The organism is Sphingomonas sp. PP-CC-1A-547 (genome assembly GCF_003610375.1).
Taxonomy (GTDB): Bacteria; Pseudomonadota; Alphaproteobacteria; order Sphingomonadales; family Sphingomonadaceae; genus Sphingomonas.
Map to the genome: position 1 here is coordinate 803,834 of NZ_RAPZ01000010.1, position 14,701 is coordinate 818,534.

At 62.3% G+C, this 14,701-nt stretch carries 11 protein-coding genes; 8 read left to right on the forward strand and 3 right to left on the reverse strand.

Annotation, left to right across the window (positions count from 1 at the left end; all coding sequences use genetic code 11):
- Positions 1-111 precede the first annotated feature (111 nt).
- From C8J39_RS04510 to C8J39_RS04525, 3 genes are all read left to right on the forward strand, one after another.
- Positions 112-837 carry a haloacid dehalogenase type II gene (locus tag C8J39_RS04510; protein WP_120299407.1) on the forward strand — a complete coding sequence of 242 codons (726 nt, stop codon included), beginning with the start codon at positions 112-114 and terminating at the stop codon, positions 835-837.
- Between the two features lie 105 nt (positions 838-942).
- Positions 943-3,048, forward strand: a complete 2,106-nt coding sequence (locus C8J39_RS04515) for a PAS domain-containing sensor histidine kinase (protein ID WP_207896925.1) — start codon at positions 943-945, stop codon at positions 3,046-3,048.
- A gap of 727 nt (positions 3,049-3,775) precedes the next feature.
- Positions 3,776-5,695 carry a ribonucleoside-diphosphate reductase subunit alpha gene (locus C8J39_RS04525; RefSeq protein ID WP_120299409.1) on the forward strand — a complete coding sequence of 640 codons (1,920 nt, stop codon included), beginning with the start codon at positions 3,776-3,778 and terminating at the stop codon, positions 5,693-5,695.
- A 139-nt stretch (positions 5,696-5,834) separates the two neighbouring features.
- On the opposite strand, the gene C8J39_RS04530 is transcribed toward C8J39_RS04525, so the two are convergent.
- The gene (locus C8J39_RS04530) at positions 5,835-6,095 is read right to left on the reverse strand and encodes a DUF2171 domain-containing protein (protein ID WP_056055125.1); all 261 of its coding nucleotides are present in this window, start codon (positions 6,093-6,095) and stop codon (positions 5,835-5,837) included.
- Positions 6,096-6,151: 56 nt separating this feature from the next.
- Between C8J39_RS04530 and C8J39_RS04535 the strand changes: the two genes are divergently transcribed.
- The 4 genes from C8J39_RS04535 (at position 6,152) to C8J39_RS18460 (ending at position 9,214) form a co-directional block, all read left to right on the forward strand.
- The gene (locus C8J39_RS04535) at positions 6,152-6,355 is read left to right on the forward strand and encodes a hypothetical protein (protein ID WP_056484646.1); all 204 of its coding nucleotides are present in this window, start codon (positions 6,152-6,154) and stop codon (positions 6,353-6,355) included.
- Positions 6,356-6,417: 62 nt separating this feature from the next.
- On the forward strand, positions 6,418-7,473 hold the full coding sequence (locus C8J39_RS04540) for a ribonucleotide-diphosphate reductase subunit beta (protein WP_120299410.1): 1,056 nt from the start codon (positions 6,418-6,420) through the stop codon (positions 7,471-7,473).
- Positions 7,474-7,478: 5 nt separating this feature from the next.
- On the forward strand, positions 7,479-8,540 hold the full coding sequence (locus C8J39_RS04545; RefSeq protein WP_120299411.1) for a ParA family protein: 1,062 nt from the start codon (positions 7,479-7,481) through the stop codon (positions 8,538-8,540).
- On the forward strand, positions 8,537-9,214 hold the full coding sequence (locus C8J39_RS18460; protein WP_132833312.1) for a hypothetical protein: 678 nt from the start codon (positions 8,537-8,539) through the stop codon (positions 9,212-9,214). Before C8J39_RS04545 ends, C8J39_RS18460 begins: the two co-directional genes overlap by 4 nt.
- A 457-nt stretch (positions 9,215-9,671) precedes the next feature.
- Here C8J39_RS18460 and C8J39_RS04555 read toward each other — a convergent pair whose 3' ends face one another.
- Both C8J39_RS04555 and C8J39_RS04560 read right to left on the reverse strand, forming a co-directional pair.
- Complete coding sequence (locus C8J39_RS04555; RefSeq protein WP_120299413.1) at positions 9,672-10,685, reverse strand: cupin-like domain-containing protein; 1,014 nt, start codon at positions 10,683-10,685, stop codon at positions 9,672-9,674.
- Entirely contained in the window at positions 10,685-11,368 is a 684-nt protein-coding gene (locus C8J39_RS04560; protein ID WP_120299414.1) for a SapC family protein, read from the reverse strand. Before C8J39_RS04560 ends, C8J39_RS04555 begins: the two co-directional genes overlap by 1 nt.
- A gap of 323 nt (positions 11,369-11,691) precedes the next feature.
- Here C8J39_RS04560 and C8J39_RS04565 point away from each other — a divergent pair, with 323 nt between their 5' ends.
- Entirely contained in the window at positions 11,692-14,685 is a 2,994-nt protein-coding gene (locus C8J39_RS04565) for a TonB-dependent receptor (protein WP_183037940.1), read from the forward strand.
- Positions 14,686-14,701 lie beyond the last annotated feature (16 nt).

The window sequence follows — 14,701 nt, forward strand, 5'->3', positions numbered from 1 at the left end:
CTAGGATGGTGGGATAAATTGCCGAGTTCCCCGCTCAACCACGGCCTGCGCAAAGGCCCGGAAGCCCCCCATTCCCGGGAACCAACCGCCGCCTCCCACCGTCTCACCCTCATGGTACATCGCGCTCCGATCAAAGCCCTCGCGTTCGACGTGTTCGGCACCGTGGTCGACTGGCGCTCGGGCATCGCGCGCGATGCCGCGCCTGTGCTCGCGCGCCTGGGCCGCACCGATATCGACCCGCACCGCTTCGCCGACGGCTGGCGCAAACGCTATCAGCCGGCGCTCGAGGAGGTCCGCAGCGGACGGCGGCCGTTCGTCATTCTCGACACGCTCCACCGCGAGGCGCTCGAAGACCTGCTCCGTCACCACGACATCGACCCCGCCACGCTAGGCGACGCCACGCTCACCGACCTGACTCACGCCTGGCACCGGCTCGATCCCTGGCCCGACTCGGTCGAGGGCCTCACCCGCCTCAAGACCCGCTACCCGGTCGTCACGCTCAGCAACGGCAACATCGCACTGATGCTGGAGATGGCGCGCCGCGGTGGCCTGCCCTGGGACGCGATCCTTGGGGCGGAAGTCAGCCGCGTCTACAAGCCGCTCCCCGAATCCTACCTCGCCACCGCACGGTTTCTCGGCATTGCTCCCGGCGAACTCTGCCTCGTCGCCGCGCATCACAGCGACCTTGCCGCGGCGCGCGCCGCCGGCCTGCAGACCGTCTATGTCGATCGTCCGCAAGAATATGGCGGCCAGCGCGCACCCGATGCAGATGCCGTCCAGGATTGGGACCATAGCGTCGACAGCCTGACGCGATTGGCGGACGAACTGTGCCGATGACCCGGCGACCTGCCCGCGAACCGGTAGAAACCTACGATGCGTCGCCGTATCGAACGCGCACCGGCGTAAAATTCGGCCCGGCGTGCGACCCGGCAGGACTTTGAGATGACCACACAGACGGCCGAGGCCGATTTCCTGACCGGTGGCGGCGAGATGGCCGCGATGATCCGCGCGCACGACTGGTCGTCGTCGCCGCTGGGGCCGATCGAGCACTGGCCGCAGTCGCTCCGATCGATCGTGTCGCTGATGCTGGCCTCCGAATTCGCGATGTGCCTTGCATGGGGGCCCGAGCTCGGCTTCCTCTACAACGACCATTATGCGCGGATCCTGCACGACAAGCATCCCGCGGCACTCGGCGACCGGCTGCCCGACATCTGGGCCGAACTCTGGCCCGACATCAGTCCGCTCGTCGACAAGGCGCTGGCGGGAGAAGCCTCGTTCTTCGAGAATCTGCCGCTCGTCACCAACCGCAAGGGCTATGACGAGCGCACCTGGTTCACCTTCTCCTACTCGCCAGTCCGCGACGAAAGCGGTGCGATCGCTGGCATGTTCTGCTCGACCTATGAGAGCACCGATCAGGTCCAGACCGAACGCGCGCTGCGTGACGAGCGCGAGCGGATGAGCCAGATGTTCGCGCAGGCGCCGACCTTCATGGCGATGCTGCGCGGGCCCGAACACCGGGTCGAGTTGACCAACCCCGGATACGACAAGCTGATCGGCCACCGCGAGGTGCTCGGCCGCACCGTTGCGGAGGCTTTGCCCGACGCGGTCGAACAGGGGTTTGTCGACCTGCTTGATCGTGTGTTCGCGAGCGGCGATGCGTTCACCGCGAGTGGGATGCTGTATGCGGTCCAGGCGGAGCCTGGCGGCGCGGTCCACGATCGCTACGTCGATTTCGTTTTCCAGCCGATCCGAGACGCAACCGGGACGGTGGTCGGCATTTTCGTCGAGGGCGCCGACGTCACCGATCGCAAGCGGCTCGAACGCGATCTGCAATCGCTCAACGCCGACCTCGAACAGCGCGTGCGCGATCGCACGCAGGAGCTGGTCGAGGCGCAGGAGGCCCTCCGCCAGGCGCAGAAGATGGAAGCGGTCGGCCAGCTGACCGGCGGCATCGCGCACGATTTCAACAATCTGTTGCAAGGCATCACCGGCAGCCTGGAGATCGTCCAGCGTCGCGTCGCGCAAGGGCGTGTCGGCGAGCTCGATCGCTTCATCACCGGCGCGACCACCGCCGCGAACCGCGCCGCGTCGCTTACCCACCGCCTGCTGGCGTTCTCCCGCCGCCAGCCGCTCGATCCGCGCCCGGTCAAGGTCAACCCGCTCGTCACCTCGCTCGAGGACCTGCTCCGCCGCACGACTGGCGAGCAGATCGAACTCGAGACGGTGCTTGGGGCCGGTCTGTGGACGACGTTGTGCGATCCCAACCAGCTCGAGAATTCGCTACTCAACCTCGTCATCAACGCGCGCGACGCGATGCCGCATGGTGGCAAGCTCACGATCGAGACCTGCAACGCGCACCTCGACGACCATTTCGCCGCCAGCCAGCGCGACGTCCGGCCGGGCCATTACGTGTGCGTCTGCGTGTCCGATACCGGCACCGGCATGTCCGCCGACACGATCGCCAAGGCGTTCGAACCGTTCTTCACGACCAAGCCGATCGGCCAGGGTACCGGGCTCGGCCTGTCGATGATCTACGGCTTCGCGCGCCAGTCGGAGGGCTATGCGCGGATCTATAGCGAGCTTGGCCAGGGCACGACGATCAAGCTGTATCTCCCACGCCATTACGGCGAGGCGGAAGCGGACGAGGCGTTGCCCGGGCTGACGCAGGACCACGTCACCGATGCTGGCGAGATCGTGCTGGTGGTCGAGGACGATTCGGTCGTCCGCGCGCTGATCGTCGAGGTATTGGGCGAGCTCGGTTACCGGGCGGTCGAGGCACATGACGGTCCCGCCGGGCTTGAAAGGTTGCGGACGATGGAGCGGATCGACCTGCTCGTCACCGACATCGGCCTGCCCGGACTGAACGGTCGTCAGGTCGCCGATGCGGGTCGTGCGCTGCGGCCGGGGCTCCGCGTGCTGTTCATGACGGGCTATGCGGAGAATGCCGCGCTGGCGTCGGGCTTCCTGAAGCCGGGTATGTCGATGATCACCAAGCCGTTTGCGATGGAGGCGTTGGCGACGCAGATCCGGACGATGATCGAGGGCTGAGGCAGGCCACCCCCCGTCCAATTGCTACCACCCCGGCGAAGGCCGGGGCCCAAGTGGAAAGGTCGCAGTAACGACGGACATCGCTCAGTTGGCAACGTCCCCCAATTGGGCCCCGGCCTTCGCCGGGGTGGTGTGGTGGTAATGGCTTGCTCGGATTATTCGCAGCCCAGTCTTTCGATCCTCCCCCGCCAGGGGGAGGTGGCGCGAAGCGACGGAGGGGAGGACACGCAGCAGGGGTTACGCCTTACCTCCCCCTCCGTCTGGCAAGTGCCCGCCACCTCCCCCTTGCGGGGGAGGATCGTCAGGCCGCCCTACATCTAGCCCCCACACCTTCCCCTCAAACCAAAGCAACATTTGCCACCTTCCGCGCTTAAATAATTTTTCGTTCCCGCTTCGCCCCCTTGCGCTTCACGAACCCCGCAGAAGTCCACGCGTCGCGAATATCCCGCTCGTCCAACCCGCGCCCGAACGCGACGAACCGAGGCCCCGACCACCCCCGCACCCCCTTGCGTCTCTTCGCGCTTTGGCACAATCTCTTGGGGTTGCGTTCGGGGGCGGACCCAATCGCTGGTAGAACAACCCTCGCATAGCCATATGCGATATGACCGTAAGCGCGCCTTCCACCGCCGCGATGGTCACTTTTTGTTCTCCCGTTAGGGGCCGTCCGATGGTAGCATGGCGACATGACGCCGATTCGAACGAATACAGAACACTAGGAGCGGTTTCGATGGATTTCAGAGACAGCAGCCGGGATAGCGACATGACCACAGACACGATCGAACAGACCACCGCCGCGCCCGCCGCCGAGGCGCCCAAGGCCCCGCGCCAGGCGCAGGACAGCCACTCCGTGCGCGCGCAGATCTACCCGGTCGAGGTCGATCACAGTCGCGACGCGCTGCTGACCGAATTCGGCAAGGATACGCTCAAGGATCGCTACCTGCTTCCGGGCGAGAGCTACCAGGACCTGTTCGTCCGCGTCGCCTCCGCATACGCCGACGACGCCGGCCACGCGCAGCGCCTCTACGACGCGATCTCGAAGCTGTGGTTCATGCCCGCCACCCCCGTTCTCTCGAACGGCGGCACCGGCCGCGGCCTGCCGATCTCGTGCTATCTCAACTCGGTCCCCGACAGCCTCGGCGGGATCGTCGACACCTGGAACGAGAATGTCTGGCTCGCCTCGCGCGGTGGCGGCATCGGCACCTATTGGGGCAACGTCCGTGGCATCGGCGAGCCGGTCGGCCTCAATGGCAAGACCAGCGGCATCATCCCGTTCGTCCGCGTCATGGATTCGCTCACGCTGGCGATCAGCCAGGGCTCGCTGCGCCGTGGTTCGGCCGCGGTCTATCTCGATGTCTCGCACCCCGAGATCGAGGAATTCCTCGAGATCCGCAAACCCTCGGGCGATTTCAACCGCAAGGCGCTCAACCTCCACCACGGCGTGCTGATCACCGACGACTTCATGGAAGCCGTGCGCAACGGTGAGGAATGGCATCTCCGCTCGCCGAAGGACCAGGCGATCCGCGCCACCGTCGACGCGCGCTCGCTGTTCCAGAAGCTCGTCGAGACCCGCCTCCAGACCGGCGAGCCGTACATCGTCTTCGCCGATCACGTGAACAAGGCGATGCCGAAGCATCACCGCGAACTCGGCCTCAAGGTCTCGACGTCGAACCTGTGTTCGGAAATCACGCTGCCGACCGGCAAGGATCACCTCGGCAACGAGCGGACGGCCGTGTGCTGCCTGTCATCGCTGAACCTCGAGACATGGGATCAGTGGAAGGACGAGAAGGGCCTGATCGAGGACGTGATGCGCTTCCTCGACAACGTCCTGCAGGACTATATCGACCGCCACGAACCCGGCATGGAACGCGCCGCCTACAGCGCCGGCCGCGAGCGCTCGGTCGGTCTTGGCGTGATGGGCTTCCACAGCTTCCTCCAGGCACGCGGCATCCCGTTCGAGGGCGCGATGGCGAAGTCGTGGAATCTCCGCATGTTCAAGCACATCAGCAGCCAGGCCAACGAAGCCTCGATGCAGCTCGCGATCGAGCGTGGCCCCTGCCCCGATGCCGCCGACGTCGGCGCGATGGAGCGGTTCAGCTGCAAGATGGCGATCGCGCCCACGGCGTCGATCTCGATCATCTGCGGCGGCACGTCGGCGTGCATCGAGCCGATCCCGGCGAACATCTACACGCACAAGACGCTCTCGGGCAGCTTCTCGATCAAGAACCCGTATCTCGAAAAGATGCTGAGCGAGAAGTCGAAGAACTCGGACGCGGTGTGGAACTCGATCCTCGAGCAGGGTGGCTCGGTCCAGCATCTCGACTTCCTCTCGGTCGAGGAAAAGGACTGCTACAAGACGAGCTTCGAGATCGACCAGCGCTGGCTGCTCGAACTCGCCGCGGATCGCACGCCCTATATCGACCAGGCGCAGTCGCTGAACCTGTTCATCCCCGCTGACGTCGAGAAGTGGGATCTGCTCATGCTCCACTTCCGCGCATGGGAGCTCGGCATCAAGTCGCTCTATTACCTGCGTTCGAAGTCGGTCCAGCGCGCGGGCTTCGCCGGCGGCGTCGAGGCGGACAACACGATCGACCTGCGCCAGATCGACGTCGAGTCGAAGGACTACGATGAGTGCCTTGCCTGCCAGTAAGGCCTCTCGGCGTTCAAGCGTGACCCCGGCCCGTGCATCACGGACCGGGGCGCGCCTGACGCAAAAAACCCCGGCCCGCGCGAAGCGGACCGGGGTTCGGGCAGGCTATGCGGCGCGTGTCGAATGCACCGCGTTCGCGTCAGGCCTCTTCTTCGAACGTCACCGCCACGTCGGCGTTGGCGGAAAGCCGGACCTTGCCGTCCTCGATATCCGCGACCAGCCCGAGCGAGATGAAGTGATGATGCCCTTCATGGCTGCCCGTGCCCTCGACGACCTGCGCGCCCGAGTCCTTCTTGGTCAGCTTGATGCGGTTGCCTTCGACCTTGTCGACGGTACCGACATGGACGCCGTCCGCGCCGATGACTTCGGCATGTTCCTGGATCTTGGTTGCATCGACCATGGTCGTTCTCCTGTGTTGGGTTCGGGTGCTGAACGCGCGCCGGGCGAGTTGGTCGCATGACGTATGGTTCAGCTATCATGTTCGTGGTCGCAGGCGTGCTCGGAATCGTCGGCACCGCGATGCTGCTCCGTTTGCGCAGCCCGAGCATCACCGAGCAACAGACCTACGCGTTCCGCATGATCGGCATCATGCTCACCTCCGCCGCGATCGTCCTCGCGATGTCCGCCGCCGCGATGTGGCAATGGAGCACCGAGACATGAAACACGCGACCTGATCCCACCAGTTTCCCGATATAAAACCAATTCCCCGAAAGGCTTACCCCATGTCCCTCCTTCACGCCTCCAAGCAGTACAAGCCGTTCGAATACCCCTGGGCGTTCGAGTTCTGGAAGCGCCAGCAGCAGCTCCACTGGCTCCCCGAGGAAGTGCCCCTGGGCGAGGATTGCCGCGATTGGGCGCAGAAGCTCAGCGATCACGAGCGCAACCTGCTCACGCAGATCTTCCGCTTCTTCACGCAGGCCGACGTCGAGGTGCAGGATTGCTACCACGAGAAATACGGCCGCGTGTTCAAGCCGACCGAGATCAAGATGATGCTGACCTCGTTCAGCAACATGGAGACGGTCCACATCGCCGCCTACAGCCACCTGCTCGACACCATCGGCATGCCCGAGAGCGAGTATGGCGCCTTCCTCGAATATGCCGAGATGAAGGAAAAGCATGACTACATGCAGCAGTTCACCGTCGACAACGACGAGGACATCGCGCGCACTTTGGCCATGTTCGGCGGCTTCACCGAGGGCGTCCAGCTGTTCGCGTCGTTCGCGATGCTGATGAACTTCCCGCGCTTCAACAAGATGAAGGGCATGGGCCAGATCGTCACCTGGTCGATCCGCGACGAGTCCTTGCACTGCGAGGGCATCATCAAGATGTTCCACACCTTCTGTCAGGAGCGCCAGTGCCTGACCAAGGCGGTCAAGGACGACATCGCCGACGTCTGCCAGACGACGATCCGCCTCGAGGACAATTTCATCGATCTCGCTTTCGAGATGGGCCCGGTCAACGGCATGACCCCCAAGGAGATCAAGAAGTACATCCGCTTCATCGCCGACTGGCGCATGACGCAGCTCGGCCTGAAGCCGATCTACATGATCGACGAGCACCCGCTGCCCTGGCTCGCCCCGATGCTCAACGGCGTCGAGCACGCCAACTTCTTCGAACAGCGCGCGACCGAATATTCGAAGGCCGCGACCAAGGGCCAGTGGAACGACGTCTGGGACTCGTTCGACAAGCGCCAGACCGCGAAGAAGGGGCCGGCGGCCAATGTGGACCTGAGTGAAGTCCGGGACATGTTCTCACTCGATGGCGTGGCAGCTGAGTGACAGCCATGAAAGTCATCACGCTCTATAATCACAAAGGCGGGGTGTCTAAGACGACCACGACCTTCAACCTCGCCTATCTGATTGCAGAACGGGGAAAGAAGGTTCTGGTCATCGACGCCGATCCTCAGTGCAATATAACCGAGCTGATGATATCGGACACAATTCAGGCAGCTGACGAAAAAGAAGCTGATACAGGCATTCCTCAAGATTTGCCGGGAACGACAATTCTAGAGGCACTCAAGCCGCGGATCGACGGTGATGTTCCCGAAGTAAACGTTGATGCGGTTGGCATAATTCATATTAACGACAATCTCTCTCTTCTGCGCGGAGATGTGAATCTTAGCGACATTGAGGACTCGCTTGCAGAGGCGCATACGCAGCGCTTTTCGAACAAGACTCACGAAAAGAGGACATACGTAGCGCTTGGATCGTTTATCGAGAGATTGGCTGAAAAATACGGCTTTGATTTCGTGTTGATCGATGTCGGACCCAGCTCGGGCGCGCTGACAAGAGCATGCTTTCTGACGTGTGATGGCTTTTTCGTCCCATCGATGCCGGACCGCTTCAACGTTCAAGCAATCGGAACATTATCCACTATTTTAAATAGGTGGATTTCTGAGCATCAACAAATCTATCAGAGTTTTGTTGACCAAGGATTAGCGATAAGGCCGGGGACTCCCGAATTTCTAGGAATCATATCTCAGAATTTTAAGATGATGAGTGGAAAGCCCAAAAAAAGTTACGAACTGTGGATATCGCGAATGCCAGGTCGCTTTTCAGAGAAATTAAAACCTGTGTTGGACAGCGTTGTTAAAGGAAAGCCGCTTTCGGGCGGACTAAAAGCTGATGATTGTATAGTTGCCAAAATTCCTGACTTTGTTGGACTCGCACCGTTGATGCAAGAGACGGGTAAGCCTGTTTTCGGCATTGAGAAAGACGACACGCGTATCGTCAACGAAGGCCAGCCGTGGCAAGGAAAGGTTTGGGATCAGGCAGTTGAACGTATGGAAAAATACAAGTCCGAACTTACGCATTTGGCGGTAAGGTGTGAAGGCTTAGCTAATTGATTGGTCTAAGCTTTGTCGCGTTTGTTGATATACTCGGCTTCGGCGAAATGGTTGTCGCAGACTGCGAGAGTGCGACCCCGGGTGAACTGTACCTTCCCAAGCTCAAGTCCGCGATCCACGAAGCATTAGCACACGCTCAGTCTGTAGATGCAAAGATATCGCAATTCTCAGACAGCATTGTTGTGTCGTCACCCTTTAAAGCAGATCCCGAAGCCTTTTCAGAGTTTTTAAGCTTAGTCCGAGGCTTTCAATCGCTTCTTTACAAAAACGGCATGCTGTGTCGCGGAGGAGTTAGTCACGGCCGCCATTTTCACGATGAAACACTGCTCTTTAGCCAGGCTTTGATCGAAGCCTACAAACTTGAGAGCCAGATCGCACCCGACCCGCGAATTATTATTTCTCCAGAGACTATATCCCTTCTTTTTCCAAGTGATATTGACCTTGAAGGAGTTCTCAGGTATTCTGATGGGCAGTTTTTTATTGACTACCTCCAAAATCTTGATTTGGAAACTATCCAATCAATTATGCATACACATCGGCCGATGCTGAACTCTTCAAACTCTAACGTCCGTGCAAAGATAGCTTGGCTGTTCAAGTATGCAAACTTTAGCTTTCCGGATTTTCCGATTCCCGACGAAATATCGATTCGTAAATGCTCAAACAAACCGCTTTGATGTAAAAAGGGAGCTACCGATCTGGTCAACGCCACGGCGAGCGGTTTCCCCGACACCTCGTCGCGCCCTACGATCCGCAGCTAGCGACGATACCGGTCGACGTCGCGCTTGATCGGGGTAAGCGTGAGGGGGCTGCGTTCAGCAGCGCCTGCATCTTCAGCGTTGCCGCCGGCCCGAGGCGCGCTTCGCGGACGGAGCGGGGCGGGTGGGTCTCCGGCGTGTCGGTGTCGGCGATGCGGATCTTGGTGCCCCGTCCGGAACGTGTCGCCGTCGACCATGCAGTCGATCCGCGTGGCGTGGCCGTAGATCGTGAAGCGCGCGGGGACCGCCTTTCCCCCGACAGCGCGGACGCCGCTGCCGCCATCGTCGACGCCGCACGGGCAACACTCGCTGCGAGTGATAGTTCGTCGCCGATCCCACGTACGAACTCCACACGACCACACATTATCCCGCACTCTCAACCGCCGCGGAGCAGGCGCATCACCAGTGTTCGGATACGCCCGTAATTCTCCTTCGACGCGCTGAGCACGCCGTGGCGTTCGGGCGAGAGGAACGCGAGCGGGTGGCCGTCGGGGCGGAACACGTAATGATCGAACCACGCGCGCCACGCTGCGCGCTCGGCCGGCGGGCGTTCGGCGATCGTCAGCAGCGATAGCAGCATCGCGGTGTAGGGCTGGTCCGGTCCTGCGCTGAACCCGTCCCACCAGAAATTGACCAGCACGTTGACGTCGCCGACCGCCTCGACCTGATGCCACCAGAGTTTCGGCACGTAGAGCGCGTCGCCGGGCTCCAGTTCGACGACCAGCGCGCGGTCGCGGGCGTTTTCGAAGCGGGGGAAGCGCGGGTCGCCGGGCTCGCTGCCGACCGCGAGGCTGATCGGCTGGCCGGCGAGCGTGTGGTCGATCGGTCCGACATACAGGTCGCGGATCGCGTCGGGCGGGAACAGCGTGAAGCGCCGCCGCCCCGCCGCGACGCACGCGACATTGTCCATCGTGTCGTAGTGGCAGGCGACCGTCGATGCGTGCCCGACCCAGAACCGGGGGCGCACCGCGGGCGGGACGAACGGCAGGCAGGTGGTCTCCTCGATACCGGGGAAATACGTCTCTGCGGTCATCGATCCCATGTACATGCTGGTCCGGCCGGGGTCCGCCGCACTGTCGAGAATCCGCGTCAGCGCCTCGCCGAACGGCACCGAACTGCGCTCGAAATTGAACCCGGCGAGCGTCGCGTCGTAATTATAGCGTGCGCCGATCTCCGGCTGGCCGACGAACACTTCCGCGAGCTTGCCGATGTCGAAGCGGCGAAGCTGCGCCACCACGCCGTCCAGCGCAGCACTTGGCGTCGTCGCGCCCGACAGCATCGGCCAATCCCGCGCCGCGCCGCGCAATACCGCGGGCTCGCACCGCGCCATCACCTCGGCCTGGAAAATTTCCGGATCGCGCAGCGCGTCGGCGGGCGGCTCGTGCAACATCAGCCGATGTCCGCCAACCGGTTGTTGCGGATTCGGCCGAGCGTTCGGAGATGGCGGATCGATCCGGCCTGCGCATAGGCGAGTTGCAGGTCGCCGCGGCGAAACAGGTCGAGCACCGCGGCATCGGGCAACGCGTGCAGCGCGTCGAGGCTGATCGTGTAGAGCCCTTCGAGCGTCAGATGTTCGCCGTCGTCGAAGCTCATCGTCACGTCGATCGGCTCGAGCAGGCGATGCGCGAGAAAACGCTCGATCAGCGCATCGGTTTCGGGAATGCCCGACTGGAGGACGTGCAGCGCCTGCTGGATGCGCTTGAGTGGTAGCGCTGCCTCACCGTTCATGTCGAACAAAAGCTGGCCGTCTGGCTCCGCAAAGACACCGTGTTCGCGGTCGACGACCAGCTGCCCGTCGGTGATGTAGAAGCCTTGGCGTTCGAGGTCGGCGGGTCGATAGTCGGGCAACGCCCCCTTCACCGCCATCAGGTTGTGGCCCGGTTCCAGGCCCATGACGACCCCTGCGTAGAAGGCGCCGGTTTCCGGGTGTTTCGTGAACAAAATCGCATAATACGGTGCGGCTTGGAGAAATTCGTCCGCGACGATCTGCGCGAATTGCCGCTCGCCATCGCGCGCGCGCGATACGCGCAACGCCGCGTGCTGCGCATGGCTCAGCATCTCCCAGATCGGCATCCATCTCTCTCCGTACAGTCTTCTTGCCCGAGAGATCGCACATGGCGCCCCGGTTGCAAAGCCTCGCCTCGACCACTCATACAAATGCTTGCATTGATTGTTAGCCTGACTATTGTGAGCGCTACCGTAGATGATCGAGACGGTGCGGAAACGCGCATGATTCGATCATCCAAGTAACTCTGTCGTGAACGCCTCTCACAAGAAGGGCGGTGCGGCGCCGCATGAGGGGATGTTTGACCGTGACCACCACTACGCGCGCTTTCGGCTTTCGAGGACTGGCCCACCCATCGAGCGCACTCGCCTGCGCGACCAGCGTACTGGCGATGATGTGGTCGATCCCGGCAATGGCGCAGGATCAGGGCAATCTTCAGAACAGCACGACCACGCAGCCGTCCGCGCCGCAGCCAGCCGTACCGACGACCGCGAACACCACGACCGCGTCGGAAGCCGGACAGCCGCAGGACGCAGCGACCGCGCCAGACGTGTCGCAGGGTAACACGGTGCAAGGCAGCGCACCGCAGAGCGACGACATCATCGTCACCGGTCTGCGCGGATCGCTCCAGCGCAACCTCGACCTGAAGCGCACCTCGTCGGGCGTCGTCGACGTCATCTCGGCGGAAGACATCGGCAAGTTCCCGGACTCCAACGTCGCGGCGTCGCTGCAGCGCCTGCCGGGCGTGTCGATCCAGCGTTCCGGTTCGCGCGGCGAGCCGATCGGCATCACGGTTCGCGGTTTCGGCGGCGATTTCAACACCACGTTGTACGATGGCCGCCGCATCTCGACCGCAACCGGCAATCGCCAGATCGACTTCAGCACCGTCGGCGTGGATTTCATCGGCCAGTTGAGCGTCTTCAAGACGCCCGACGTCACCGTCGCATCCAGCTCGATTGGCGCGACGGTCGATATCGCGTTCCCCAAGCCGTTCGACCATCCCGGTTTCCGCCTTGCCGCGACCGGATCGGGGGCGATCCAGGACCGTTCGGGCAAGATCGTGCCGACTGCCGGCCTACTCATCAGCAGCACGAACAATGACGAGACGTTCGGCGTACTAGCCGACGCGATCTACACGCGGCGCGATACCGAGACCAATCGCGTCTACGTGTCGGGTTGGCCGGGCGGCAATTTCGCGCCGTGCCAGCTGACCGGTAACGCCGGGGCGGCAAACTGTGCGCCGACCAGCGATCCGAAGTCGGCAAACTACGCCAATCCCAACAACCGCCAGAACCTGCCCGGCTGGTTCCCGCAGCAATATGGCGCCGAGCAACAGCGCGTGAAGGACGAGCGCGTAGATGCACGCGTCGCATTCCAATATCATCCGACCGACGACCTGATGGTCACGCTGGACAACAACTTCTCGCGCCAGACGATCAACCAGGACAATTACGCGTTCGGCGTGTGGTTCAGCCAGGGCGATCTGCGCAACGTCACGGTCGACAAGAACGGCACCGCGGTCGACTTCACGCAGGCCGGCAGCCCAACCGATTTCACGGCTGCGGAAAACAAGCAGATCCTTCAGACCAACCAGACCGGCCTGAACGTCAAGTATGACGTGACGGAAAATCTGACGCTGGAAGCAGACGGCTCGTATGCGAAAAGCTGGCTGAACCCCGGCAACGTGATCGGCAGCAAGAACGGCGACATCGGGTACGGCAACGCGCTGGGCAACGTCCTGCGCTTCAAGGTCGACGGCAAGAGCAGCGACGCCTTCCCGACGATCAGCAACTTCGGTCCTGCGGGCGATGGCGCACGCTGGGCCGATCAATCGGTGATCGGTACGCACGTCACGGTCAACCAGACGCAGCACAATACCGATGAACTCGCCCAGTTCCGCGGCAACGCCACCTGGAAGCAGGACAATTTGACGCTCAAGGCCGGTGGCCAATATTATCAGGACACGTTCAACTTCCGCAACCAGAGCACGTTCACCAACAACTTCTGGCAGGCCTATGCCGGTTATGGCGGACCATCGGGGCGGACGACGGGCGTTTCGCCGGTCCCCGCAAATATCTACCAAGGCTCGGTCAGCCTCGACAACTTCATCCCTGGCTTCAACGGCAGCCTGCCGCCGTCGGTGTTCGTGTTCAGCCCGACCGCGTACCAGAACTACCTGACGGGCCTGGGCAATCCGTACGCGAAGAACATCCCGGGCTTCAATTATCCGAGCCCGACGAGCGGCGACGGCCTGCTCGGTTTCCGCGGTGCGTTCGACGAGGCGGTCGATCCGGGCAGCGTCCTGAACGTGCGCGAGCGGACCTGGTCGCTCTACTTCAGCGCGAACTTCAAGGCGGACGTCGGCGGCATGCCGTTCACGATGAACGCAGGCGTCCGCAACGAAACGACGAACCTGCGCGCGACTGGGCAAGGTCGCCTGCCGACCTCGATCACGACGAGCACCGCCGATCCGTCGTTGCTCGGCATCCCGACCTACACCGCGATCGTGCCGAACACGACCAACAGCTCGTATTCCTACCTGTTGCCCAGCCTTGATGCGAAGCTGGAAATCACCAACACGCTGCTGGTGCGCTTCGACGCGTCACGTACGCTGACCCGTCCGAGCCTCAGCGTGCTCAACCCGGTGCTGAACGTCGGCAACGGCCAGCGCGTCGGCGCCCTGACGGCCAGCGGCGGCAACCCGAATTTGAAGCCGTATCTGGCGGACAATTTCGACATCGCCGCCGAATGGTATTATCAGCGCAACTCGTATTTGTCGGTCGACTTCTTCCTGAAGAACGTCAGCAACTTCATCATCGGCGGCGTGACGCGGCAGTCGATCAACGGGCTGATCGATCCGACGACGGGCATCCTGGCGAGCTTCGCCGTATCGCAGCAGGTCAACGGACCCAACGCGACCGTCCGCGGTGTCGAACTGGCGTGGCAGCAGGTGTTCGGCAACTCGGGCTTCGGGTTCCAGGCCAACGCAACCTTCGTCAACACCAACCGGCCCTACGACGACAAGAACATCTCGCAGACCGGCTTCGCGGTCACCGGGTTGGCAAATTCGGCGAACTTCGTCGGCTTCTATGACAAGGGTGGGTTCCAGTTCCGCACCGCGCTCAACTGGCGCGACAAGTATCTGCTTCAGTTCGGCCAGAACCAGAACACCGGCGCCTTCGGGTCGGAGCCGACCTTCGTCGACCAGAGCTTCCAGGTCGATCTGTCGACGAGCTACGACGTCAACAAGCAGTTCAGCGTCTTTGCCGAAGCGTTGAACGTCAACAACAACCAGCAGAGCACGCACGGGCGCTTCGACAATCAGTTGCTCGACGTGTTCGATTACGGCCGCCGCTACACCGCAGGCGTCCGCTTCCACTTCTGATCCCCCTCCCACTGGC